This is a genomic window from Pseudomonas sp. NFACC46-3 (assembly GCF_900114515.1).
Lineage (GTDB): Bacteria > Pseudomonadota > Gammaproteobacteria > Pseudomonadales > Pseudomonadaceae > Aquipseudomonas > Aquipseudomonas fluorescens_Q.
In genome coordinates this window covers 197,804-218,828 of sequence record NZ_FOTH01000003.1, presented here as the reverse complement: position 1 = coordinate 218,828, position 21,025 = coordinate 197,804, and the positions used below count along the sequence as shown (strand labels likewise).

Below are 21,025 nucleotides of genomic sequence, written 5' to 3'. Positions count from 1 at the left end.
GCGCCGACTGTTTCAGGATGTTCTGGGCTTGCCGTCAATGGCCGGTTTTGCATCCTTTGTAGCAGTTATGGCGCTGGGCAGGTGGCGGGCAATCAAGCCGCGATAAGCCGCAGCACCCAGGCATGCACCCACAATCGGGGCAAAAATCGGAACCAGGAAGTACGGGATGTCACGCCCGCCCGTGAGGGAAATTTCACCCCAGCCGGTGAAGAAAGTCATCAGTTTAGGGCCGAAGTCCCGCGCCGGGTTCATCGCAAAGCCTGTCAGCGGCCCCATGGAGCTGCCGATCACCGCAATCAGCAGGCCGATCAGCAGTGGCGCCAGCGGGCCGCGAGGCAAACCATTGTTGTCATCGGTCAGGGACATGATCACTCCCATCAGGATGGCTGTGATGATCACCTCCACGAGGAAGGCTTGGCCGGTGGACAGTGCGGCGTGGGGGTAGGTGGAAAACACCGAGGCCAGTTCGAGGCTGGCTTCGGTGCCTCTAATCATGTGCCGAGACTGTTCGAAATCGAAGAATAGGTTGCTGTACAGCGTGTAGACCAGAAATGCGCCGCAGAAAGCACCGGCCACTTGGGACAGCATATAGAAAGGCAGTTTGCGCTTTTCGAAACCGGTGAAAATGCACAGGGCAATGCTGACGGCGGGGTTGAGATGGGCGCCGGAAATGCCCGCGCTCAGATAGATCGCCATGCTGACGCCGACACCCCAGATGAGGCTGATTTCCCACAATCCGAAGCTGGCACCCGCAACCTTGAGGGCCGCGACGCAACCGGTGCCAAAAAAAATCAGTAGGGCGGTGCCTAGGAATTCAGCCAGGCATTGGCTGGGCAGGGACGGCTGTTGTAAAGCAGTTGTCATTCAAACCTCGGTTTTTTGTTGTTTTGCTGCGCCTTCGATAAAGCTCGATGGCGCGATCTCCAACGAGGCAGGATCCCCATCCTGATCTCGAGTTGCTGCTTGAGACCTGCGATATGACTTTCAGTTTCGAAAAAATATAGACAAGAAACGCTGGTGTCAAAGGTCGAAAGTGAACCGTCGGTCACATTTCAACTATTCGTGACGTGAATGACTCTTGCGCTGGCGGCGGATCACCGGCACTCACGACGCCCTCCCAAGCCTTTTCGCTGGCGATGGCTTAGAATCCGGCCACTCTTTTTTTCATTTCTTTGTCAGGAGCAGTCATGACACCCGCGTTGGATCTGCTTAAGAAAGTGCGCGCCGAACATCGCATCCACAGTTACGAACACGATCCCAAGGCCGCGTCCTACGGTTTGGAAGCGGCGGAAAAGCTCGGCCTGGATCCGGCGCAGGTGTTCAAGACGTTGTTGGCGGCCAGCGAAAAGGGTGAACTGTTGGTGGCGGTGGTGCCCGTGGCCGGAAGCCTGGATTTGAAAGGTCTGGCCCATGCCGCCGGGGTGAAAAAGGTCGAGATGGCCGACCCCGCCGCTGCGCAGCGTTCGACCGGTTATTTACTGGGTGGGATCAGCCCGCTGGGGCAGAAGAAGCGCCTGCGCACCTTTATCGACAGTTCCGCACAGCCGCTCGCCAGCATGTTTGTCAGTGCGGGAAGACGCGGCTTGGAAGTCGAGTTGGCGCCTTCGGTATTGAAGGAGCACACCGGGGCGACGTTTGCTGACATTGGGCGCGCTTGAATAACGGCTGCGCAGCCGAGCGGGAGCCAGCGCCCTCGCCACAAGGGTATGAAAGGCTAAGCTTGGAGTCAGAGCTTCCATCCCCCGCTGTAGGGTGAAAATTCTACTGATCTGTCACTGGATAAGCTGTGCCGCTGCGCCGCATGCTGGCGCATCAAAAAAAAGGAGAAGTGCCATGCAGCTTGCGTTTCATCAGGTCGATGCGTTCAGTGACCGGCCGTTTGGCGGTAACCCGGCGATGGTCTATCGCCTCGACGGCTGGCTTGCTGATGACTTGATGCAGAAGATCGCCGCCGAACATAACCTGGCTGAAACCGCGTTTCTGGTGCGTGAAGGCCAGCATTGGCATATCCGCTGGTTCACGCCCACCACCGAAGTCCCGCTGTGCGGGCACGCCACGTTGGCCAGCGCTTATGTACTGTTCGAGGTCTACCACGAACCCGTAGGGCGGCTGGATTTCATCTGCAAGTCCGGGGCGTTGAGCGTCACGCGCGAAGGTGATCGGCTGTGGCTGGATTTTCCGGCCATCGTGCCCGCCGAGCTGGGGGCATCCCTGGCAGTCCAGAGTGCCTTGGGTGTCGAAGCGGTGGACGTGCTGAGCTCCAACGAACTGTTCGTGGTGCTGGAGTCGGAGCAAGCGGTGCTTGATTGCAAGCCGGACATGGCGGCCCTGGCTAAACTGCCTTGGCCGGGCGCTATCGTGACCGCGCCGGGGAGCAAGCATGATTTTGTTTCGCGCTATTTTGCCCCGGCGATTGGCATCAACGAAGACCCGGTCACCGGCTCGACCCACTGCAGCCTGATTCCCTACTGGTCCAAACGCTTGGGTAAACACGGGCTGACGGCTTATCAATGCTCGGCCCGGGGTGGGGCGTTGTTCTGTCGGTTGGAAGGTGAGCGGGTGAAGATCGGTGGGAATGCGACGTTGGTGGCCAGTGGGACGTTGATGCTGGGTTGACACCACGGTCTGTGCACTTCTGTGGCGAGGGAGCTTGCTCCCGCTGGGCTGCGAAGCAGCCCTCAAAACAGTCACCTCGGCCTACATCTACCTGATCCACCGCGTTGTCAGGTTTTAGGGCTGCTGCGCAGCCCAGCGGGAGCAAGCTCCCTCGCCACACAAAAGCGGGTATCCGGCGTTAGCTGGCGGTGCTATAGCGCCGCACGCCGCTTTCCACCGGCGGTATATGCGCCGCCGTGCTGCCCGAGGCCTGGAACAGCACCAGGTGTTCTGCCGCTACCCGGATGCCGACCCGGTCACCGACCTGATGGTCGGCGTGGCTTGGGAAGATCGACTCCAGTTGCGCGCCTGTCGGCAGTTGCAGGCGATACAAGGTCGAGGCGCCTAGGAACGTCTTGCCGACTATGCTGGCGGTGAGCGGGCTGTCCGGTGCGTAGACGATATCGTCCGGGCGCAGCAGCACGTCCACCGCGCCGCCGATGGGCCAGGTGTAGGCTCGGTTACCGCGCAGGGTGCCCAACTCGGTTTGCACCGATTCAGGGCTGTCCAGCTGGCCGCGAATGAAGTAGCCCTGGCCAATGAAACTGGCGACGAATGGCGTCAGCGGTTCGTGGTACAGGTTGTAGGGCGTGTCCCACTGTTCCAGTCGACCTTCCTTGAATACCCCAACATGATCACTCACGGCGAAGGCTTCTTCCTGATCGTGTGTGACCAGGATCGCGCTGGTGCCGCGGGCCTTGAGGATATCCCGCACTTCATGGCTGAGCTTGCGTCGCAACTCGCCATCGAGGTTGGAGAACGGCTCATCGAGCAACAGCAGTTGTGGTTCTGGTGCCAGCGCGCGGGCCAGGGCCACGCGTTGCTGCTGGCCGCCGGACAACTCATGGGGAAAGCGCTTGCCCAGATGCATCAGGTTGACCAGTTCCAGCAACTCTTCGACGACGCGATCCTTGTCCGGATGCTTGCGAATGCCAAAGGCGATGTTCTCGGCCACGCTCAGGTGGGGGAACAGGGCATAGTCTTGGAACACCATGCCGATACGGCGTTTTTCCGGGGCGAGGGTGAAACCGGCGCGGGAAATGGTTTCCCCGGCCAGTTGGATTTCACCCTCGTGCACGGGTTCGAAGCCGGCTATGGCACGCAACGTGGTGGTCTTGCCGCACCCGGACGAACCGAGCAGGCAACCGATATCGCCGGCATTGAGGTGCAGGTTGAGGTTCTGCACGACCCGCTGGTTTTGGTAACCGCAGGCCAGGTCGTGCAAATTCAGCAGCAGCGAATGGCTCATGCGTGGTGATACGCCGGCTCGACAAGGAACTCGAGCAGTGCCTTTTGCGCGTGAAGTCGATTTTCTGCCTGGTCCCAGGCCACCGAGCGCGGATCGTCCAGCAAATCGAAGCTGATCTCCTCGCCACGGTGGGCCGGCAGGCAGTGCATGAACAGCACGTCGGCATCCGCCAGGTCGAGCAAGGCCCGGTTGACCTGCAGCGGCGCGAACAGCTCGAGGCGCTTGGCGGTTTCTTCTTCCTGGCCCATGGAGGTCCAGACGTCGGTGCTCACCAGGTGCGCGCCGGCCACGGCCTGTTTCGGATCACGCACGATGGTCACCCGGTCGCCGGCCTTGGCGAGCAGTTCGGCATTGGGGTCATAACCTTCAGGGCAGGCAATGCGCAGTTGGAAGTCGAATTGCAGCGCCGCTTCTATATAGCTGTTGCACATGTTGTTGCCGTCGCCGATCCAGGCTACGGTCTTGCCTTGGATCGAGCCGCGATGCTCGAGGAAGGTCTGCATGTCGGCCAGCAACTGGCAGGGGTGCAGGTCATCGGACAGGCCGTTGATGACGGGGACGCGGGAATGGGCTGCGAACTCGGTCAGGGTGCTGTGGGCAAAGGTACGGATCATCACCGCGTCCAGCATGCTCGACATGACGATGGCGCAATCGCTGATGGGTTCGCCACGGCCCAGTTGAGTGTCGCGCGGCGACAGGAAGATCGCCTGGCCGCCCAGCTGGATCATGCCGGCTTCGAAAGAGATGCGGGTGCGGGTCGATGACTTCTCGAAGATCATCCCCAGCACGCGGTTTTTCAAGGGCTCGAACAGTACGCCGCGGTTACGCAGGTCCTTGAGCTCCACGCCTCGACGGATCACGCCGAGCAACTCATCGGGCGTGAAATCCATCAGGGAGAGAAAGTGCCTTGCGCTCATGATTGACTACCTTTTTGTAACTGACCGCAGATGCTCAAAGCCTTGTTTATTCAAAAAACGGGCGAGACCTGCGGCAAAAGCCGCACGGGGCGACGAAATAGGGGAAGGCGCGATCTTATAATTAAATGTCGCGTCTTACCAATAGGGCTACGGTTTTTGGGGATTTCAGCGAGGCCATCGTGCGAAGGCGATGGCGTATTTGTGGCCGGTTTCCTGACAGCAGCGACCCATTTGTACACTGGCGTTGCTTGGATTGGCAATCGAGCGCGGCGGGCGTGCCATGGATGAACGTCGTTTTGCGCCGTGGCATCCCAGCCTTTCGCCTGTCTGCGGGTGGCTGTGAAACATTTCCTAATGCAAAGGCCTGGGTTATAAATGAACCTCAGCGACACAGGAGCCCGAAATGGATTCGAAAGAGCAACAATTGATGGAATTGCTGGGGCTGACTGCACGCTCGCTGACGCACCTGACGGCTTCGGTGACTTCCATGTCATTCGAATTGCTGCGCAGCGATGACGAGGTGACCAAGGCAGCGGGCCGTCGGATGATCGACCGCATGGCCACTATCAGCAGCGGCCTCGACGAGCATTGGCGGCTGATTGGCGAGCTCACGGGGGTGCCCATTGCCCAGGAGCAGGTGGAAACCGTCGAAGAAATCCAGATGCTGGCACCGCCTTCCGATCAGCCTTGACGCGCGCTCATCGGTGGGCCTGATGCCCGGCAATTCACAGGACGAACGTCGCTGGCGCTGCCGGGAATCACGCGCCATAGTTTTGTTCCCGCGGCCGAAAGCGCCCGCCACGAATAAAACAGAGACTGGCCATGACCAAGACTCTCCACCACCGTGCGTGCCACCTGTGTGAAGCCATCTGCGGCTTGACCCTCGAAACCACCGAAACCGACGGCCAGGGCCTGGCAATCACCTCGATCAAGGGCGATGCGCTGGACACCTTCAGCCGCGGTCACATCTGCCCCAAGGCGGTGGCCCTGCAAGATATCCAGAACGACCCGGACCGGCTGCGCCAGCCCATGCAGCGCGTTGGCAATGAATGGCAACCCATTGCCTGGGACGATGCCTTCGCGTTGGTGGCCGAGCGTCTGGCGGATATCCAGGCGCGCCACGGCCAGAACGCGGTGGCGGTCTACCAGGGCAACCCCAGCGTGCATAACTATGGGCTGATGACCCACAGCAACTATTTCCTGGGCCTGTTGAAAACCCGCAGCCGTTTCTCGGCGACTTCGGTGGATCAACTGCCCCATCACCTGACCAGTTACTTGATGTATGGCCACGGCCTGCTGCTGCCGATTCCGGACATCGACCACACCGACTTCATGCTGATCCTGGGCGGCAACCCGCTGGCTTCCAACGGCAGCATCATGACCGTGCCGGACGTGGAGAAGCGCCTCAAGGCGATCCAGGCCCGTGGCGGCAAGGTGGTGGTGGTCGATCCGCGCCGCAGCGAAACGGCGGCCATTGCCAACCAGCATGTCTTTGTACGCCCCGGCGGTGATGCTGCGCTGCTGTCTGGTTTGCTCAATACATTGTTCAGCGAAGGCCTGACCCGTGACAGCCACCTGCCAGTGGACGGCCTGGACGAGGTGCGCGAGGCCGTTGCCACGTTCACGGCTGAAGCCATGAGCCCGCTCTGTGCGGTGCCGGCAGCGCAGATCCGGCAATTGGCCCGGGACTTCGCCGCCGCGCCGTCAGCGGTGTGCTACGGACGGATGGGGGTCTCGACCCAGGCGTTTGGCACGCTGTGCCATTGGCTGATCCAGGTGATAAATCTGGTCACCGGCAATCTTGATCGGGTGGGCGGGGCGCTGTGCACCGAGCCGGCGGTGGACCTGGTCGCTACCACTTCGGGCGGGCATTTCAATCGTTGGCAGAGCCGGGTGTCCGGGCGTCCCGAGTACGCAGGGGAACTGCCGGTGTCGGCCCTGGCCGAGGAGATGCTCACCGAGGGCGAAGGCCAGATTCGGGCGCTGGTCACCGTGGCCGGCAACCCGGTGCTGTCTACACCCAACGGGCGGCAGTTGGAGCAGGCCCTGGATGGGCTGGAGTTCATGGTCAGTGTCGATCTGTACATCAACGAAACCACCCGCTACGCCGACCTGATCCTGCCTTCGACCTCGGCCCTGGAAAACGATCATTACGACACCACCTTCAACCTGTTCGCGGTGCGCAACGTGACCCGTTTCAACCGGGCGATCCTGCCCAAGCCCGAGGGTGCGCTGCACGATTGGGAAATCTTCGTCGGCCTGGCCAAGGCTTTTGCCGCCCGAACCGGCAAGGAACTCAAGCCGACCATGCCGCCGGCGCAGATGATCGATTTCGGCCTGCGCAGCGGAGCGTATGGCGATGCCTCGCCGCATAAGCTGTCCCTGGCGACCCTGTTCGATCATCCCCACGGCATTGACCTCGGTGCGCTCAAGCCCAACTTGGCTGCGCGCCTGAAAACCGAAAACCAACGTGTGCAGGCTGCGCCAGCCGTGATACTTGTCGATCTCGAGCGCTTCGCTGGGTTGCAGGCGCCAAAACCGGACGAATTGCTGATGATTGGCCGCCGCCATGTGCGCAGCAATAACTCCTGGATGCATAATTTTCATCGACTGGTGAAGGGCAAGCCGCGCCATCAATTGTTGATGCACCCGGATGACCTCGCCAGTCGCGGCCTTGTCGACGGGCAACGGGTGACCGTCAGTTCGCGGGTGGGCGTCATCGAAGTCGAGGTGCTGGGCAGCCTGGACATGATGAAAGGCGTGGTCAGCCTGCCCCACGGCTGGGGGCATGCCCGGCCGGGCGTGCAGATGACCATTGCCAGCGGACAACCGGGCTCCAGCGCCAACGACCTGACCGATGATTGTCAGCTCGATGAGTTGTCTGGCAATGCGGCGCTTAACGGCGTACCGGTGAAGGTGGCAGCTGCGTAAAATTGTCTCTGGAGCAGGTTCGGCTTTCCGTTACAATGCGTCACCGTGTCGACAACTTAAGTCGCAAAAGTTTTAAGCCGAGGTGCTCCATGGATATCATCGAAACGATTAAAGACCAGATTGCCAACAACACCATCCTGCTTTACATGAAAGGCTCGCCGAACGCGCCACAGTGCGGTTTCTCGGCCAAGGCTGCTCAGGCTGTGATGGCGTGTGGCGAGAAGTTTGCCTACGTGGACATCCTGCAGAACCCGGAAATCCGCGCCAACCTGCCCAAGTACGCCAACTGGCCAACCTTCCCACAGCTGTGGGTGGGTGGTGAACTGATCGGCGGTAGCGACATCATGACCGAGATGGCCGCCGACGGCTCTCTGCAGGCCACGATCAAGGAAGCGGTGGAAAAAGCGGCGGCGAACAAGACCGAAGCCTGATTCATGGATGTATGTTCACCACATCCGTCGTGGTGAACGGGAAACCTTGTGGGAGCGAGCAAGCTCGCTCCCACAGTGGTTTTCGGTGTGGCCTGGAATTCAGGCAATAAAAAGCCCCGCCTCTCGAAAGAGGGCGGGGCTTTTTAGTGGCTGGCTTTCGGGAAAGCTTACTCTTCACCCATCTGCGATTGCAGATAGTTCTCAAGACCGACTTTGTCGATCAGGCCCAATTGGGTTTCGAGCCAGTCGATGTGCTCTTCCTCGGATTCGAGAATGTCTTCCAGCAGTTCGCGGCTACCGAAGTCGCCAACGCTTTCGCAATGGGCGATAGCGGCTTTCAGGTCGGCGTGGCCGGTGCGCTCGATACGCAGGTCGCACTCGAGCATCTCGCGGGTATGTTCGCCGATGTGCAGCTTGCCCAGGTCCTGGACGTTCGGCAGGCCTTCAAGGAACAGGATGCGCTTGATCAGCTTGTCCGCGTGCTTCATCTCGTCGATGGATTCGTGGTACTCGTGCTTGCCCAGCTTGTTCAGGCCCCAATCCTCGTACATGCGCGCATGCAGGAAGTATTGGTTGATCGCGACCAGCTCATTGGCAAGGATCTTGTTGAGATGCTGGATGACTGTAATGTCGCCTTTCATGATGAGGCCTGCCCTGTAATAGCTGTGTATAAGGCAGAGTTTGAGCCGCGTATTTACGAGTGTCAAACCTAAGTTATTGAATAATAAATGAAAATTAATCGGAATAAGAATGTTTGTGTTCCGCGTCTGGAGGCTAAGCGCTTGATTTACAGGCATAAAAAAACCGGACATTGAGTCCGGTTCTTCAAAAAGCTGGTTTCAAGCGGCAGTAAATTCTACCGGATAGGGAATCGAGGCTTGAGCCGTTTGCACTTTGGCGAGGGTTTCACGAACCACTTCCTTGGCCAGGCAGGCACATTTGCCGCATTGGCTGGCTACGCCGGTGGCCTGGCGGACTTCGCGATAGCTGCAGCAACCTTCGTAGATCGCTTCGCGGATCTGCCCGTCGGTGACGCCAGTGCAGAGGCATACATACATAAGTGAGAACCGTCGCTGGTTGTGACTCAATTGGGACGGATCTTAATGTTAACGAGAATGATTGTCAAAGTGGTTTCTCAAGGTCTTGCGCCAGAGCGTTGCCAGGCTGACGAACGGTTTATCCAGGACGACTGGTGCGGCATGGAACCGGACGGCGATTTTTTCGATGTCGCCGAAAAACCGTTGAAGACAGTCCAAATGCGCGGTGTATGATGATCGGCCCTTGCAAGCGGGTTCGTGTCACAGGGTTGTCGCCTGAGGGTGGCAGGCTGGCCCGGACCTTGTTTTCACGCTATTACATCAGGAGATATCCAATGAGCGTACTCGTAGGCAAACAAGCCCCAGACTTCACCGTTCCAGCCGTCCTCGGCAACGGCGAAATCGTCGACAGCTTCACCCTGTCCTCGGCCATCAAAGGCAAATACGGCCTGGTGTTCTTCTATCCACTGGACTTCACCTTCGTCTGCCCGTCCGAGCTGATCGCACTGGATCACCGCATGGATGATTTCAAGGCGCGCAACGTCGAAGTGGTCGCTGTTTCGATCGACTCGCACTTCACCCACAACGCCTGGCGCAACACCCCGATCAACAATGGCGGTATCGGTCAGGTGAAATACACCATGGCTGCCGACATGAAGCACGAAATCGCCAAGGCCTATGACGTTGAGTCCGAAGGCGGCGTGGCCTTCCGTGGCGCGTTCCTGATCGACGACAAAGGTGTTGTCCGTTCGCAGATCATCAACGACCTGCCACTGGGTCGTAACATGGAAGAACTGATCCGTCTGGTCGACGCGCTGCAATTCCACGAAGAGCACGGCGAAGTCTGCCCGGCCAACTGGAAAAAAGGCGACAAGGGCATGGACGCATCGCCTGAAGGCGTGGCCGCTTACCTGACCGAGCACGGCGGCAAGCTGTAAGCGCGCAAGGCATAAAAAAACCGGCCCTCGACAGGCCGGTTTTTTTATGGGGTTGTAAAGCAGAACACAGACCCCGTGGCGAGGGAGCTTGCTCCCGCTGGGTGGCGCAGCCGCCCCAAGATCTTGTGAGCGCTGCGCACTCAAGCGGGAGCAAGCTCCCTCGCCACACAAAGAGCCAGGCCGATGTCAGTCGTCGAAATCCTGCCAGCCACCCATCTGCTTCCACCGATTGACGATGCCGCAGAACAGCTCGGCGGTCTTCTCGGTGTCGTAGCGGGCCGAGTGGGCTTCACGGCCATCGAAATCGATGTCGGCCGCCTGGCACGCCTTGGCCAGGACGGTCTGGCCGTACGCCAGGCCAGCCAGGGTCGCGGTGTCGAAGCTGGAGAACGGGTGGAACGGGTTGCGCTTCATGTCCAGGCGCGCGACGGCGGCGTTGAGGAAGCCCAGGTCGAAGCTGCTGTTGTGGCCGACCAGGATCGCTCGCTTGCAACCATTGGCCTTGAGCGCCTTGCGCACGCCACGGAAGATGTCGGTCAGGGCCGTTTCTTCGCTGACAGCCATGCGCAACGGGTGATCGAGCTTGATCCCGGTGAACTCCAGGGCCGCCGCTTCGACGTTGGCGCCTTCGAACGGTTCGACACGGAAGAAGTAGGTGTGGTCAGGGAACACGAAGCCTTTTTCGTCCATGCCAATGGTGGTCGCGGCGATTTCCAGCAAAGCGTCGGTGGCGGAGTTGAAACCGCCGGTTTCTACGTCGACGACGACCGGCAGGTAGCCACGGAACCGAGCTGCCATGGGGTGACGGGCGCCGCCCGAACCACCGTTGCCGTCCAGTTCGTCGTCGAAATGATCTTCACTCACGCGTTTTCCTCCAGCAGGCGCCAGCGCAGTTTTTCACCGGCGCGCAGCGGGATGACAGCCAGATCGCCGAAAGGCAGGCTGGCGGGGGCGGTCCACTCATCGCGAACCAGGGTAATACGATCGGTGTTCACCGGCAGGCCATAGAAACGTGGGCCATGCAGGCTGGCGAAGCCTTCGAGCTTGTCCAGCGCGTTGCGCTGTTCGAAGGCTTCGGCGTACATCTCGATGGCGGCATAGGCGGTGTAGCAACCGGCGCAACCGCAGGCCGCTTCCTTGGCATGCTGGGCGTGGGGTGCCGAGTCGGTGCCGAGGAAAAACTTGGCGCTGCCGCTGGTGGCGGCGTCCAGCAAGGCTTCCTGGTGGGTATTGCGCTTGAGGATCGGCAGGCAATAGAAGTGCGGCCGGATCCCGCCCACCAGCATGTGGTTGCGGTTGTACAGCAGGTGATGGGCGGTAATGGTCGCGCCGACGTTGGCCGGGGCCTCGTTGACGAACTGCACGGCATCGCCGGTGGTGATGTGTTCGAACACTACCTTGAGGGTCGGGAAGCGCTCCACGACGCGGCGCATGTGCTCGTCGATGAAGATTTTCTCGCGGTCGAACACGTCGACGTCGCCCCGGGTGACTTCACCATGGATCAACAATGGCATACCGACTTCGGCCATCGCCTCCAGCGCCGGGAAGATCTTGTCGATGCTGGTGACGCCGGAATCGGAGTTGGTGGTCGCGCCGGCCGGGTACAGCTTGGCGGCATGGACGAAGCCGCTGGCCTTGGCCTCGCGGATTTCTTCGGGCTGGGTGCGGTCGGTGAGATAAAGCACCATCAACGGTTCGAAGCGGCTGCCAGCCGGGCGTGCGGCGAGGATGCGCTGGCGATAGCCGTCGGCTTCGGCGGCATTGCGCACTGGCGGAACCAGGTTAGGCATGATGATTGCGCGCCCGAAGGTGCGCGCGACATCGGCGACGGTATGGGTCAACACAGCACCATCGCGAAGATGAATATGCCAGTCGTCGGGACGCAGCAGGGTCAGGCGGTCGGACATTGGGGGGCTTCCAGGCGGGTCAAACTGTGGGAATGCTACCGGAAAAGACCGATTCAGGCACCCGCTATCAAGTTCTGGCGCAACTTACCGATAGCTCCTACAGGTGTGCCACGAATCCGTTCAGTGCCCCGGACAGGCGTCATGCCCTCGGCATGCGTCGATCTTTGTATAAAAGTCAGTGGAGCCTCCCGTGCGCCAGCGTTATCTAGCCTTGCTCAGTGTGTTTGCCAGCCTTCCTGCCATGGCGCTCACTTTCCAGACCCGTCTGGAGAGCATTGAGTGGACGGTCGAAGGCGACAAGTTCGAGTGCCGGCTGAGCCAGCCGATCACTGATTTTGGCAGTGGCGAATTCGTGCGCCGGGCGGGTGAGCAGGCCACCTTCAGGCTCAAGGCCTATAATCCGATGCTCGGCGGCGGTTCCGCGACCTTGCTGGCGGCGGCCGCACCATGGCAACCGGGGCGAGGCGATATCAACCTGGGCTCGGTCAGCATTGGCAGTGGCGATGTGTTGTTCAACAGCTCGCAGGTCCAGGCCGGTCGCTTGATCAGCGGCCTGATGGACGGTCGCAGCCCTGTGGTACGGCGCAATACCGAGGACGGTCGAGTGTCGGAAGTCCGGTTGCTGCCGGTGCGTTTCAACAAAGCCTTCAGCGACTATCAGAGCTGCGTGGCCAAGTTGCTGCCGAAGAATTTCGAACAGGTGAAGCAGACCCAGATCGGCTTCCCTGGCGAGGAAGTCGAGCTCGATGCGCGGGCCAAGGCCCAGTTGCAGGTGATGCTCGACTTCATCAAGGCCGACCCGAGCGTCAATCATGTCGAACTCGATGGTCACTCCGACAACAGTGGCAATCGCCTGACCAACCGTGAACTGTCGCGCCGTCGGGCCCTGGCGGTCCAGGATTTCTTCAAGGCCAATGGCTTCCAGGAATCGCAGATCACCCTGCGTTTCCACGGCGAGCGTTATCCCCTGGTGCCCAATACCAACGCCGCCAACCGGGCCAAGAATCGTCGCGTGGTCGTGCGCCTGGAGCGTGTGGCGCCGACCGAAGCACCGGCCCCGCAGCCGACAACCCCGGCGCCAGCCCCAGCAGCAGCCCCCGCCAAGGTTCCGGCACCGGCTGCGGCACCGGCCAAGGTTCCCGCTGCCGCCACTGCACGCACGTCCTGATCAAGGGCGGCCGTCGCTCAATCGACATAATCTGTCGCTTCGTCGTCATAAGCTGTCGCGCCTCTGTAAATTATCCGCATTGGACGTTAGACTTCCCGGCTTTCCGTACAACCCGTGGAGTGATGGCATGGCGGACGTAAACAAGGTCGTTCTGGCGTATTCCGGCGGCCTGGACACTTCGGTGATCCTCAAGTGGCTGCAGGACACTTATAACTGCGAAGTGGTGACCTTCACCGCTGACCTGGGGCAGGGCGAAGAAGTCGAGCCTGCACGCGCCAAGGCCCAGGCCATGGGCGTCAAAGAGATCTACATCGATGACCTGCGCGAAGAATTCGTCCGCGACTTCGTGTTCCCGATGTTCCGCGCCAACACCGTTTACGAAGGCGAGTACCTGCTGGGCACCTCCATCGCCCGTCCGCTGATCGCCAAGCGCCTGATCGAAATCGCCAACGAAACGGGCGCCGATGCCATTTCCCATGGCGCCACCGGCAAAGGCAACGACCAGGTGCGTTTCGAGCTGGGTGCCTATGCCCTCAAGCCGGGCGTGAAAGTCATTGCCCCGTGGCGTGAATGGGACTTGCTGTCCCGTGAAAAACTGATGGACTACGCCGAGAAGCACGCGATTCCGATCGAGCGCCACGGCAAGAAGAAATCCCCGTACTCGATGGATGCCAACCTGCTGCACATCTCCTATGAAGGCGGCGTGCTGGAAGACACCTGGACCGAGCACGAAGAAGACATGTGGCGCTGGACCGTCTCCCCGGAGAAGGCTCCTGATACTCCGCAATACCTGGAACTGACCTATCGCAACGGCGATATCGTCGCGCTGGACGGCGTTGAGATGAGCCCGGCCACCGTGCTGGCAACCCTGAACCGCATCGGTGGCGAACACGGCATCGGTCGTCTGGACATCGTCGAAAACCGCTATGTGGGCATGAAGTCCCGCGGTTGCTACGAGACCCCGGGCGGCACCATCATGCTGCGCGCCCACCGGGCGATCGAGTCGATCACCCTGGACCGCGAAGTGGCTCACCTCAAGGACGAGTTGATGCCCAAGTACGCCAGCCTGATCTACACCGGCTACTGGTGGAGCCCAGAGCGCCTGATGCTGCAACAGATGATCGACGCCTCCCAGGCTCACGTGAATGGCGTGGTACGCCTGAAGCTGTACAAGGGCAACGTGATCGTCACCGGGCGCAAGTCCGACGAGTCGTTGTTCGATGCCAACATCGCGACTTTCGAAGAAGACGGCGGTGCCTACAACCAGGCTGACGCGGCCGGCTTCATCAAGCTCAACGCCCTGCGCATGCGCATCGCGGCGAACAAGGGTCGCAAGTTGTTCTGACCCTGGTGACCTGAAAACGGCCTGCCATGAGCAGGCCGTTTTTTTACCCTTTTTTTGTGTGGCTTTTGTTGCGGCGCTGCCCCGGCTCGCTTATTTATCCTGCCCGTGCGTTGCCAGGTCTGCGCTGCTGTAGATGACGTACACGACGATGCTGGTTTGCTTCAAATGTCTTGATCGACAAGTCTCGATCGGGCGTTTCGATTGGCTGCATACGATACAAAGGGTATCTGGTCCGCGCCTGCGTCGATGAAGACGTATCACCAGCAGTTCCTTGACGTCGTCGGCCCGACGTAGCTGTCGTTTGCGTCGACAGGGCGAATCATCCATGGTCTTTATGAAGTGTTTGCTCTTGCGAAAATCCGAAGGTGAATACAACGAACGATAATTGAAGTTGAGCGTTATGAAAAAAAGCAGCAATAGATAAAAAGGAAAACTGATCAGGAACCACAGGTAATACTCACGATCCTGGTCATCCAGAAAGGGCAGGGAAATCGCTGCGGAAGTTTCGGATAAAGTGGCGAATATGGCGATGAGGGTCATGGGGTTGGTTATGGTCTTCAAAGGTTTGTTCATGGTTAATGCTCATGGAGTACTTGTGCTCGGTGTGTGGGTTGGAAAGTGGTTGTCCATGCCGAATGAAATATAGGCATGGTCGCAATGGCTGCCGATGCTGGATGTCAGGCGCCTGAATATGTTTTATATAGGATTCCCCTTCCTTAAGTGAGTGGAAGGTAGTTTTAACAGTAAATAATTCAGTTACTTTCTATGAGTGAAGAACTTTCCAGTGGGCTGTCCATAGGTGGGTGGGCCGCTGAAAAAGCGCATTGTTCACAGGGTTACCGAATTGTTAAGAAAGGTCATTCCTTCTCTGTAAAAAAATCCATGACACATTTTTTCTGCGGCGATTTGTAGGACTTTTCTGTATAGCTTGTAGGTTCTGTCTCTCGGTGCGAGCGTTCAGGGGGGGGCGGCATGCCAAGGTAGAAATGACTAGGCTATTGTGCGTGCTCTAAAAATTCGAACAGCGAAGTTGGATTTGCCCATGAATAAAGTGCTGATCGTGGATGATCATCCCGTCATTCGTCTTGCTGTACGTTTGCTGATGGAGCGTCATGGTTATGAAGTCGTTGCCGAAACCGATAATGGCGTCGATGCGTTACAGTTTGCTCGCGAACTTATGCCCGATATCGTCATTCTCGATATTGGTATTCCGAAGCTGGACGGATTGGAAGTCATTGCTCGCCTGACGGCCATTCCTTCACCCATGAAGGTGTTGGTGCTGACTTCCCAGGCGCCGGGACATTTTTCAATGCGCTGCATGCAGACGGGGGCGGCCGGGTATGTATGCAAGCAACAGGATCTTACCGAGTTACTGAGTGCAATAAAGGCGGTACTGTCCGGTTACAGTTACTTTCCCAACCAGGCATTGCATACGGTGCGGTCGAGCCTGGGTAATGCCAGTGAGTCCGATATGGTCGATCGATTATCGGGGCGGGAAATGATGGTCTTGCAGCAACTGGCGCGCGGAAAGACCAACAAGGAGATCGCCGATGGAATGTTCTTGAGCAACAAGACCGTCAGTACTTACAAGACGCGCCTGTTATTGAAGCTCAATGCCCGTTCGCTGGTCGACCTGATCGAACTGGCGCAGCGCAATGGCTTGGTGTGAGTTTTCGGGTCACGCGTACTCAGTAAAAAGCCTCCATCAGGGAGGCTTTTACGTGTCAGAGGTCAAAATCATAATCGGCCAGTTGTTTCTGCAGGCGACGCTCTTCCAGCAGGTTATCGATGGTGCGGCGCTTGCTCAGGTTGGTTTTCGCCACTTCCACGACCACAGGTTCGACGTCGTCGCCCTCAGCGGCGATGAATTCGTCTTCTACATCCAGTTGTTCTTTGCCAGCACTCATGGGTTCGACTCCAGGCTAAGACTGCCATTGGCGCTCCTTATATCGATAAACCGCGGGCGGGTAAAAAAGATTTTTTCAATCGATGGATCGATAAAAGCAATAGCACCTCAATCGTCGGAGGTCTTGTGCTTGTATTCGCATAAATCTTCGATTCGGCAGCTGCCGCAGCGAGGCTTGCGCGCCAGGCAAACGTAACGGCCGTGAAGGATGAGCCAGTGATGGGAGTCCAGCAGGAATTCCTTGGGAACAAATTTCATCAATTTCTTCTCGACCTCCACCACGTTTTTGCCGGGGGCCAGCCCGGTGCGGTTGCTGACGCGGAAAATGTGGGTGTCGACCGCCATGGTCAACTGCCGAAACGCGGTATTGAGCACGACGTTGGCGGTTTTGCGGCCGACCCCCGGGAGGGCTTCCAGCGCTTCGCGAGTTTGCGGGACTTCACTGCCGTGGCGCTCGATCAGCAGGCGGCAGGTCTCGATCACGTTTTTGGCCTTGCTGTTGAACAGCCCGATGGTCTTGATGTATTCGGACAGTCCTTCGACGCCCAGGGCATAGATCGCCTCTGGCGTATTGGCCACCGGGAACAGTTTGGCCGTGGCTTTGTTGACGCCGACATCGGTGGACTGGGCTGACAGGATGACCGCGATCAGCAACTCGAACGGTGAGGAATAGGCCAGTTCGGTTTTCGGTTCCGGGTTGTCCTCGTGAAGGCGACGAAATATTTCCAGGCGTTTTGCGGCGTTCATGGGCGCGGCGTTTCCTCAACGGATGAATGGGGTCTGGCGGCCGTCCAGGCCTGTCGGGCCGCCAACAGCAGCCCGAGCAGAATGAACCCGCCAGGGGCGAGCAGGGCCAGGGGCAGGCCGTTGCCGATCAACTCACGCACGGCGCCCAGGCTGATCATCAAAAGGCCAAACAGCCCGGCCAGCCTGAGGCGTCCGGGCCAGCGAGAATCAACGAAGAAGCCCTCATGCTCCAGCGCTACGCAGCTCAGGGCGATCCAGCCAACGTAAAGGCTCAACGGTCGATACAATTCCAGTGCCCAGGCCTGGAGGACAAGGCCAATGCAGGTGCTCAGGGTAGCGGCCAACACGATAGAGGCGAGCAGCCGTTGACAGGCTGCCAGGTGTTGCCGCACAAGCCCCATTGCCAAGCCATGGCTGAAAAGAACCAGGGCCCAGGCCAGCCATAACCCCAGCGCGCCAACCAGCGAATCGCTCGCGCCGACCAATGGGACGAGCAGCAGGCCGTGTGTCAGTCCCCATGGCTTATTCATTGGCCGCCACCCCCGTCAACTGAGCCTTGTGCTCGTCGAAGTAACGCAGCGCATCGTGAACAGCCTGGAGGACCGCCCGGGACGTCACTGTCGCGCCAGCCAGTTGATCGAACTGGCCCTGGTCCTTTTTCAAGGCCCAGCCGCTGTCATCAGGCGCCTGGCGTGATTTACCCGTGAAGGTCTGCAACCAGGCGTTCGGCCAGCCGGCAATTGCTGCGCCCAATCCGGGTGTCTCGGATTGGCGCAGGGTCTTGACACCCAGCAACCGGCCCTGTGGATCGATGGCGACCAGCAATTCGATGCTGCCTTCATAGCCCAGCGCCTGGCTACGCAGCAGCACGGCGCTGGGTTGGCCGCTGCGAGTCGCCAGGTAGCCGCCCAGCAGCGTGCTATGGGCCAGGGGCTCTGAGGCTGTGACAACGGGGTGCGCCAACGGCTGGTTATCATAGTGGTCGGTGGGCAGCACCTCGAGCAAGGCCCTGTTCGCCAGCGCTTGCTGCTGGGCCTCGATGCGCCCGGCCGTGCCGAGGTGCGTGAGGTAAGTGGCACCGAGCCCCAGGCCGATCAACAGGGTCAGGATTGCCACGCCGACGGGGTTGTTCATGTCAGTGGCCGCCGTTGTCGCGCCTCGGCAAACCGGTCCAGTGCCGGCACGCCGAGGTTCATCAGCAACACTGCGAACGCCACGCCGTCGGGATAGCCACCCCAGGTGCGTATCAGATAGACCAGCAATCCCATGCCCGCGCCAAACAGCAGGCGGGCGAGAGGAGCCTTGGCACCGGAGACCGGTTCGGTCGCGATAAAAAACGCGCCGAGCATGGTTGCGCCGCTGAACAGATGAAACAGCGGCGAGCCATGGGAGTCGGAGCCCGAACCGTTCCAGCACAGCAGGCTGACGACGGACAGGCTCAGCAGCATGCCCACGGGTGCATGCCAACTGAACACCCGTTGCTGCAGCAGAAACAGACCGCCCGCCAGGAAGGCCAGGTTGACCCATTCGCCACCCCGGCCACCGAAACGCCCGAACGCCGGATCGTTGGCGAACAGTTCATCGACGGTCAGGCTCGCGTTGATTCGCAGGCTGTCCAGTGCGGTCGCCCCGGCCCAGGCATCGGGCGCCGGATGAGCGCCGAATACCTGCTGCAAGCCTTCAGACAGGCCCATGCCGTGGAGCGCCGGCCAGTGACTCATCTGGGAAGGAAAGGCCACCAGTACCAGGGCGTACCCGAGCATTGCCGGGTTGAACGGGTTGCTGCCGACGCCGCCCCACAGGTGCTTGCCGAACAGCAAGGCGCAGGCGGCCGCCGTGACGGTCAGCCACCAGGGGCAATAGGCCGGCAAGGCCAGGGCCAGCAGCGTGGCGCTGACCAGCGCGCTGCCATCGTTCAGGTCGGGCCTGAGTGGCTGGCGTCGCAAGCGCAGCACCAACGCCTCGACTGCCAGCGCAGTGGCGCCGGACAACAGCAGGTTGAGCGCCACGCCCCAGCCATGGAACCACAGCAACGCCAGCACGCCGGGCAGCGTCGCCAGCAACACTCGCGTCATTGCTGGGCGCAGCCGTTCGTCCACTGGCTCAAGAGGCGGCATGGGCGTCCACCTGGCGTTCGGCATCCTTCACCGCTTGTTCCAATGCCTGCAGTTGTTCATCCGATGCCGTAGCTGCCCGGGCTTTGCTGAGTTCGGCGCGGCGCATCGCCAGTTGGATCTTGGCCCGCTTCAGCTCGGCGTTTTGCGTCGGTGCTGGGGCTGGCGCGGCTGCGGGCGCGGCGCTTTCCAGTTGGTTCAGCGCCTGTTCGGCCGCTTCGAACTGGCGTTGCAGCACGATCAGTTGCGACTGCTGCTCGAAGGTTGGCGGGTGGCCGAACGCTTTCAAGGATTTGTTCAGCTGTGCCCGGCTCATGGCCAGGTCGATCTTGGCTTTTTTCAAGGCGGCATCGGCGGTAGCGGCTTTTTGAGCGCGCACGCGCTCCAGCGCGGCTTGTACGGGGTCGAGTGCCGGGTCCTGGGTTTGAGCCTGGGCCTGCGCCGCCCGTTTGGTCCGAGCCAGGCGCTCGGCCTGGCGCTGTTCCTCTTCGCGGCGCAGGCGCGCATTGCGTTGTTCGAAGCGGCGCCGGGCATGATTGCGCTTGGCGGTTCGCGCCTGTTGTTCTTCGGTGCTGAAGGCCAGGCCGCCGACGATCGGCAGCACGTTTGCCGTCGGCAGGGGACGCATTTCGATGCAATCGACCGGGCAGGGCGCCACGCACAGATCGCAGCCTGTGCATTCGTCGATGAGGACGGTGTGCATCAGCTTGGCGGCGCCGACAATCGCGTCCACCGGACAGGCCTGGATGCACTTGGTGCAACCGATGCATTCGGCTTCCCGGATAAAGGCGATTTGCGCCGGGGCCACGCCGCGGCTGGTGTCCAGCTCCAACACCGGTATTTTCATCAGTTCGGCCAGGGCCGCGATGGTTTCGCGCCCCCCGGGCGGACATTTGTTGATCGGCTCGCCCTGGGCAATGCCTTCGGCGTAGGGTTTGCACCCGGGATGGCCGCACTTGCCGCATTGGGTCTGCGGCAGCAGGGCGTCGATACGTTGAATCAGGCTCATGTTTTGACCAGCCCGCGTAATCCGAGAAAGGCCACCGCCATCAGTCCGGCGCTGATCAACTGAATCGGCAGGCCCCGAAAGGGCAGGGGAATATCGTTATTGAAAGTGCGCTGGCGCAAATCGTCGAACAGGCCCAGCACCAGCCAGAACCCCAGCCCGGCACCCAGGCTCAGGGCGATGGCGTGGCCCAGGCCCCGGTCATCCTGGCCGTTGAGCAGTGTGACGCCCAGTATGCCGGCATTGCCGAGCAACAGCGGCCACAACCCCTCGAACGACATTGCCGGCCGCCAGCGTGCCAGCAGGCGCAGCAAGGGGTCGATCAGCAACACGCTCAAGGACAGCCAGGCCAACAAGCGCAGCGAGACCAGGTTGCTTGGTGCCAGTAGGTAATGGTCGATCAGGTAGCCCAGGGTGCCGACGATCAGCATCAGGCACGCCGTCGCCAGGCCCAAGGCGTGCACCTGCTTTCGACCATTGGCCGCCAGCAGCGGATCGACGCCCAGCGGCCAGTGCAACACCAGGTTGTTGATCAGGGCAGCGCTGAACAGCGTGAGGACGATTTCGGTCATGGGTGCGTTGGCGACAAAGGGCCTGTTACAAGATTAGGCATTATCCGGCACGCCGGGAGCATGGGCCAGATATGAAAATCCCACAGCCACCTGCAAGGCGAC

Annotated in this window: 25 protein-coding genes; 10 read left to right on the top strand and 15 right to left on the bottom strand. The window is 60.1% G+C overall.

The annotated features are described in order from the left end of the window. Positions 1 to 12: 12 nt before the first annotated feature. A complete protein-coding gene (locus tag BM300_RS06540; protein WP_092145146.1) occupies positions 13 to 864 on the bottom strand; it encodes an MIP/aquaporin family protein in 852 nt (283 codons plus the stop codon). A 323-nt stretch (positions 865 to 1,187) separates the two neighbouring features. On the opposite strand from BM300_RS06540, the gene ybaK reads away from it, so the two are divergent. Both ybaK and BM300_RS06530 read left to right on the top strand, forming a co-directional pair. Continuing rightward, positions 1,188 to 1,658: a Cys-tRNA(Pro) deacylase gene (gene ybaK / locus BM300_RS06535; RefSeq protein ID WP_063324643.1), complete on the top strand. Its 471-nt coding sequence runs from the start codon at positions 1,188 to 1,190 to the stop codon at positions 1,656 to 1,658. Between the two features lie 175 nt (positions 1,659 to 1,833). Then, on the top strand, positions 1,834 to 2,616 hold the full coding sequence (locus BM300_RS06530; protein WP_063324644.1) for a PhzF family phenazine biosynthesis protein: 783 nt from the start codon (positions 1,834 to 1,836) through the stop codon (positions 2,614 to 2,616). A 178-nt stretch (positions 2,617 to 2,794) separates the two neighbouring features. Here BM300_RS06530 and BM300_RS06525 read toward each other — a convergent pair whose 3' ends face one another. Together BM300_RS06525 and argF are read right to left on the bottom strand one after the other, a co-directional pair. Further along, positions 2,795 to 3,904, bottom strand: a complete 1,110-nt coding sequence (locus BM300_RS06525) for an ABC transporter ATP-binding protein (protein WP_092145148.1) — start codon at positions 3,902 to 3,904, stop codon at positions 2,795 to 2,797. Beyond that, positions 3,901 to 4,821, bottom strand: coding sequence for an ornithine carbamoyltransferase (argF, locus tag BM300_RS06520; protein WP_092145150.1), 921 nt, complete (start codon positions 4,819 to 4,821; stop codon positions 3,901 to 3,903). The genes BM300_RS06525 and argF overlap by 4 nt, the downstream gene beginning before the upstream one ends. Positions 4,822 to 5,224: 403 nt before the next feature. Here argF and BM300_RS06515 point away from each other — a divergent pair, with 403 nt between their 5' ends. From BM300_RS06515 to grxD, 3 genes are all read left to right on the top strand, one after another. After that, on the top strand, positions 5,225 to 5,512 hold the full coding sequence (locus tag BM300_RS06515) for a hypothetical protein (protein WP_072348410.1): 288 nt from the start codon (positions 5,225 to 5,227) through the stop codon (positions 5,510 to 5,512). Positions 5,513 to 5,643: 131 nt separating this feature from the next. Continuing rightward, complete coding sequence (locus tag BM300_RS06510) at positions 5,644 to 7,752, top strand: molybdopterin oxidoreductase family protein (protein WP_092223495.1); 2,109 nt, start codon at positions 5,644 to 5,646, stop codon at positions 7,750 to 7,752. 89 nt (positions 7,753 to 7,841) lie between these two features. Then, positions 7,842 to 8,183, top strand: coding sequence for a Grx4 family monothiol glutaredoxin (gene grxD, locus BM300_RS06505; protein WP_003204956.1), 342 nt, complete (start codon positions 7,842 to 7,844; stop codon positions 8,181 to 8,183). A gap of 167 nt (positions 8,184 to 8,350) precedes the next feature. Here grxD and bfr read toward each other — a convergent pair whose 3' ends face one another. Further along, the gene (gene bfr / locus BM300_RS06500) at positions 8,351 to 8,824 is read right to left on the bottom strand and encodes a bacterioferritin (RefSeq protein ID WP_003178701.1); all 474 of its coding nucleotides are present in this window, start codon (positions 8,822 to 8,824) and stop codon (positions 8,351 to 8,353) included. 198 nt (positions 8,825 to 9,022) lie between these two features. After that, positions 9,023 to 9,241 (bottom strand): bacterioferritin-associated ferredoxin, encoded by a 219-nt coding sequence (locus BM300_RS06495; RefSeq protein WP_003178704.1) that lies wholly within the window; start codon positions 9,239 to 9,241, stop codon positions 9,023 to 9,025. Between the two features lie 57 nt (positions 9,242 to 9,298). Between BM300_RS06495 and BM300_RS31010 the strand changes: the two genes are divergently transcribed. Together BM300_RS31010 and BM300_RS06490 are read left to right on the top strand one after the other, a co-directional pair. Further along, complete coding sequence (locus tag BM300_RS31010; protein WP_158265801.1) at positions 9,299 to 9,454, top strand: hypothetical protein; 156 nt, start codon at positions 9,299 to 9,301, stop codon at positions 9,452 to 9,454. Positions 9,455 to 9,555: 101 nt separating this feature from the next. After that, entirely contained in the window at positions 9,556 to 10,158 is a 603-nt protein-coding gene (locus tag BM300_RS06490) for a peroxiredoxin (protein WP_025215179.1), read from the top strand. 186 nt (positions 10,159 to 10,344) lie between these two features. On the opposite strand, the gene rnt is transcribed toward BM300_RS06490, so the two are convergent. Both rnt and pyrC read right to left on the bottom strand, forming a co-directional pair. Continuing rightward, a complete protein-coding gene (rnt, locus tag BM300_RS06485) occupies positions 10,345 to 11,022 on the bottom strand; it encodes a ribonuclease T (protein ID WP_063324649.1) in 678 nt (225 codons plus the stop codon). After that, positions 11,019 to 12,065, bottom strand: coding sequence for a dihydroorotase (pyrC, locus tag BM300_RS06480; RefSeq protein WP_003204946.1), 1,047 nt, complete (start codon positions 12,063 to 12,065; stop codon positions 11,019 to 11,021). Before pyrC ends, rnt begins: the two co-directional genes overlap by 4 nt. Before the next feature lie 190 nt (positions 12,066 to 12,255). Here pyrC and BM300_RS06475 point away from each other — a divergent pair, with 190 nt between their 5' ends. Then, positions 12,256 to 13,233 (top strand): flagellar protein MotY, encoded by a 978-nt coding sequence (locus BM300_RS06475; RefSeq protein ID WP_063324650.1) that lies wholly within the window; start codon positions 12,256 to 12,258, stop codon positions 13,231 to 13,233. A 127-nt stretch (positions 13,234 to 13,360) separates the two neighbouring features. After that, on the top strand, positions 13,361 to 14,578 hold the full coding sequence (locus BM300_RS06470; protein WP_003204943.1) for an argininosuccinate synthase: 1,218 nt from the start codon (positions 13,361 to 13,363) through the stop codon (positions 14,576 to 14,578). Positions 14,579 to 14,668: 90 nt separating this feature from the next. Here BM300_RS06470 and BM300_RS31315 read toward each other — a convergent pair whose 3' ends face one another. After that, positions 14,669 to 15,151: a hypothetical protein gene (locus BM300_RS31315; RefSeq protein WP_092223499.1), complete on the bottom strand. Its 483-nt coding sequence runs from the start codon at positions 15,149 to 15,151 to the stop codon at positions 14,669 to 14,671. Between the two features lie 469 nt (positions 15,152 to 15,620). On the opposite strand from BM300_RS31315, the gene BM300_RS06460 reads away from it, so the two are divergent. After that, positions 15,621 to 16,247 carry a response regulator transcription factor gene (locus BM300_RS06460; RefSeq protein ID WP_003204939.1) on the top strand — a complete coding sequence of 209 codons (627 nt, stop codon included), beginning with the start codon at positions 15,621 to 15,623 and terminating at the stop codon, positions 16,245 to 16,247. 55 nt (positions 16,248 to 16,302) lie between these two features. Here the strand turns inward: BM300_RS06460 and BM300_RS06455 are convergent, their stop codons facing one another. The 7 genes from BM300_RS06455 to BM300_RS06425 all read right to left on the bottom strand — a co-directional run bounded on the left by BM300_RS06455 (position 16,303) and on the right by BM300_RS06425 (position 20,923). After that, positions 16,303 to 16,485, bottom strand: a complete 183-nt coding sequence (locus BM300_RS06455; RefSeq protein ID WP_063324652.1) for a PA3496 family putative envelope integrity protein — start codon at positions 16,483 to 16,485, stop codon at positions 16,303 to 16,305. A gap of 107 nt (positions 16,486 to 16,592) precedes the next feature. Beyond that, the gene (nth, locus tag BM300_RS06450; protein ID WP_003204935.1) at positions 16,593 to 17,231 is read right to left on the bottom strand and encodes an endonuclease III; all 639 of its coding nucleotides are present in this window, start codon (positions 17,229 to 17,231) and stop codon (positions 16,593 to 16,595) included. Continuing rightward, positions 17,228 to 17,761 carry an Rnf-Nqr domain containing protein gene (locus BM300_RS06445; protein WP_092345641.1) on the bottom strand — a complete coding sequence of 178 codons (534 nt, stop codon included), beginning with the start codon at positions 17,759 to 17,761 and terminating at the stop codon, positions 17,228 to 17,230. The genes nth and BM300_RS06445 overlap by 4 nt, the downstream gene beginning before the upstream one ends. After that, positions 17,754 to 18,365, bottom strand: a complete 612-nt coding sequence (locus BM300_RS06440; RefSeq protein WP_063324654.1) for an RnfABCDGE type electron transport complex subunit G — start codon at positions 18,363 to 18,365, stop codon at positions 17,754 to 17,756. Before BM300_RS06440 ends, BM300_RS06445 begins: the two co-directional genes overlap by 8 nt. After that, positions 18,362 to 19,348, bottom strand: coding sequence for an RnfABCDGE type electron transport complex subunit D (locus BM300_RS06435; RefSeq protein WP_092462370.1), 987 nt, complete (start codon positions 19,346 to 19,348; stop codon positions 18,362 to 18,364). The genes BM300_RS06440 and BM300_RS06435 overlap by 4 nt, the downstream gene beginning before the upstream one ends. Next, on the bottom strand, positions 19,335 to 20,354 hold the full coding sequence (gene rsxB / locus BM300_RS06430) for an electron transport complex subunit RsxB (protein WP_092462368.1): 1,020 nt from the start codon (positions 20,352 to 20,354) through the stop codon (positions 19,335 to 19,337). Before rsxB ends, BM300_RS06435 begins: the two co-directional genes overlap by 14 nt. Next, the gene (locus tag BM300_RS06425; RefSeq protein ID WP_092462366.1) at positions 20,351 to 20,923 is read right to left on the bottom strand and encodes an Rnf-Nqr domain containing protein; all 573 of its coding nucleotides are present in this window, start codon (positions 20,921 to 20,923) and stop codon (positions 20,351 to 20,353) included. The genes rsxB and BM300_RS06425 overlap by 4 nt, the downstream gene beginning before the upstream one ends. Positions 20,924 to 21,025: the final 102 nt, after the last annotated feature.

What these genes read in the sequence shown, in the direction of transcription:
- BM300_RS06540 (WP_092145146.1), bottom strand. Translation starts at nt 864, where the DNA reads ATGACAACTGCTTTACAACAGCCGTCCCTGCCCAGCCAATGCCTGGCT.
- ybaK (WP_063324643.1), top strand. Translation starts at nt 1,188, where the DNA reads ATGACACCCGCGTTGGATCTGCTTAAGAAAGTGCGCGCCGAACATCGC.
- BM300_RS06530 (WP_063324644.1), top strand. Translation starts at nt 1,834, where the DNA reads ATGCAGCTTGCGTTTCATCAGGTCGATGCGTTCAGTGACCGGCCGTTT.
- BM300_RS06525 (WP_092145148.1), bottom strand. Translation starts at nt 3,904, where the DNA reads ATGAGCCATTCGCTGCTGCTGAATTTGCACGACCTGGCCTGCGGTTAC.
- argF (WP_092145150.1), bottom strand. Translation starts at nt 4,821, where the DNA reads ATGAGCGCAAGGCACTTTCTCTCCCTGATGGATTTCACGCCCGATGAG.
- BM300_RS06515 (WP_072348410.1), top strand. Translation starts at nt 5,225, where the DNA reads ATGGATTCGAAAGAGCAACAATTGATGGAATTGCTGGGGCTGACTGCA.
- BM300_RS06510 (WP_092223495.1), top strand. Translation starts at nt 5,644, where the DNA reads ATGACCAAGACTCTCCACCACCGTGCGTGCCACCTGTGTGAAGCCATC.
- grxD (WP_003204956.1), top strand. Translation starts at nt 7,842, where the DNA reads ATGGATATCATCGAAACGATTAAAGACCAGATTGCCAACAACACCATC.
- bfr (WP_003178701.1), bottom strand. Translation starts at nt 8,824, where the DNA reads ATGAAAGGCGACATTACAGTCATCCAGCATCTCAACAAGATCCTTGCC.
- BM300_RS06495 (WP_003178704.1), bottom strand. Translation starts at nt 9,241, where the DNA reads ATGTATGTATGCCTCTGCACTGGCGTCACCGACGGGCAGATCCGCGAA.
- BM300_RS31010 (WP_158265801.1), top strand. Translation starts at nt 9,299, where the DNA reads ATGATTGTCAAAGTGGTTTCTCAAGGTCTTGCGCCAGAGCGTTGCCAG.
- BM300_RS06490 (WP_025215179.1), top strand. Translation starts at nt 9,556, where the DNA reads ATGAGCGTACTCGTAGGCAAACAAGCCCCAGACTTCACCGTTCCAGCC.
- pyrC (WP_003204946.1), bottom strand. Translation starts at nt 12,065, where the DNA reads ATGTCCGACCGCCTGACCCTGCTGCGTCCCGACGACTGGCATATTCAT.
- BM300_RS06470 (WP_003204943.1), top strand. Translation starts at nt 13,361, where the DNA reads ATGGCGGACGTAAACAAGGTCGTTCTGGCGTATTCCGGCGGCCTGGAC.
- BM300_RS31315 (WP_092223499.1), bottom strand. Translation starts at nt 15,151, where the DNA reads ATGAACAAACCTTTGAAGACCATAACCAACCCCATGACCCTCATCGCC.
- BM300_RS06460 (WP_003204939.1), top strand. Translation starts at nt 15,621, where the DNA reads ATGAATAAAGTGCTGATCGTGGATGATCATCCCGTCATTCGTCTTGCT.
- BM300_RS06455 (WP_063324652.1), bottom strand. Translation starts at nt 16,485, where the DNA reads ATGAGTGCTGGCAAAGAACAACTGGATGTAGAAGACGAATTCATCGCC.
- nth (WP_003204935.1), bottom strand. Translation starts at nt 17,231, where the DNA reads ATGAACGCCGCAAAACGCCTGGAAATATTTCGTCGCCTTCACGAGGAC.
- BM300_RS06445 (WP_092345641.1), bottom strand. Translation starts at nt 17,761, where the DNA reads ATGAATAAGCCATGGGGACTGACACACGGCCTGCTGCTCGTCCCATTG.
- BM300_RS06440 (WP_063324654.1), bottom strand. Translation starts at nt 18,365, where the DNA reads ATGAACAACCCCGTCGGCGTGGCAATCCTGACCCTGTTGATCGGCCTG.
- BM300_RS06435 (WP_092462370.1), bottom strand. Translation starts at nt 19,348, where the DNA reads ATGCCGCCTCTTGAGCCAGTGGACGAACGGCTGCGCCCAGCAATGACG.
- rsxB (WP_092462368.1), bottom strand. Translation starts at nt 20,354, where the DNA reads ATGAGCCTGATTCAACGTATCGACGCCCTGCTGCCGCAGACCCAATGC.
- BM300_RS06425 (WP_092462366.1), bottom strand. Translation starts at nt 20,923, where the DNA reads ATGACCGAAATCGTCCTCACGCTGTTCAGCGCTGCCCTGATCAACAAC.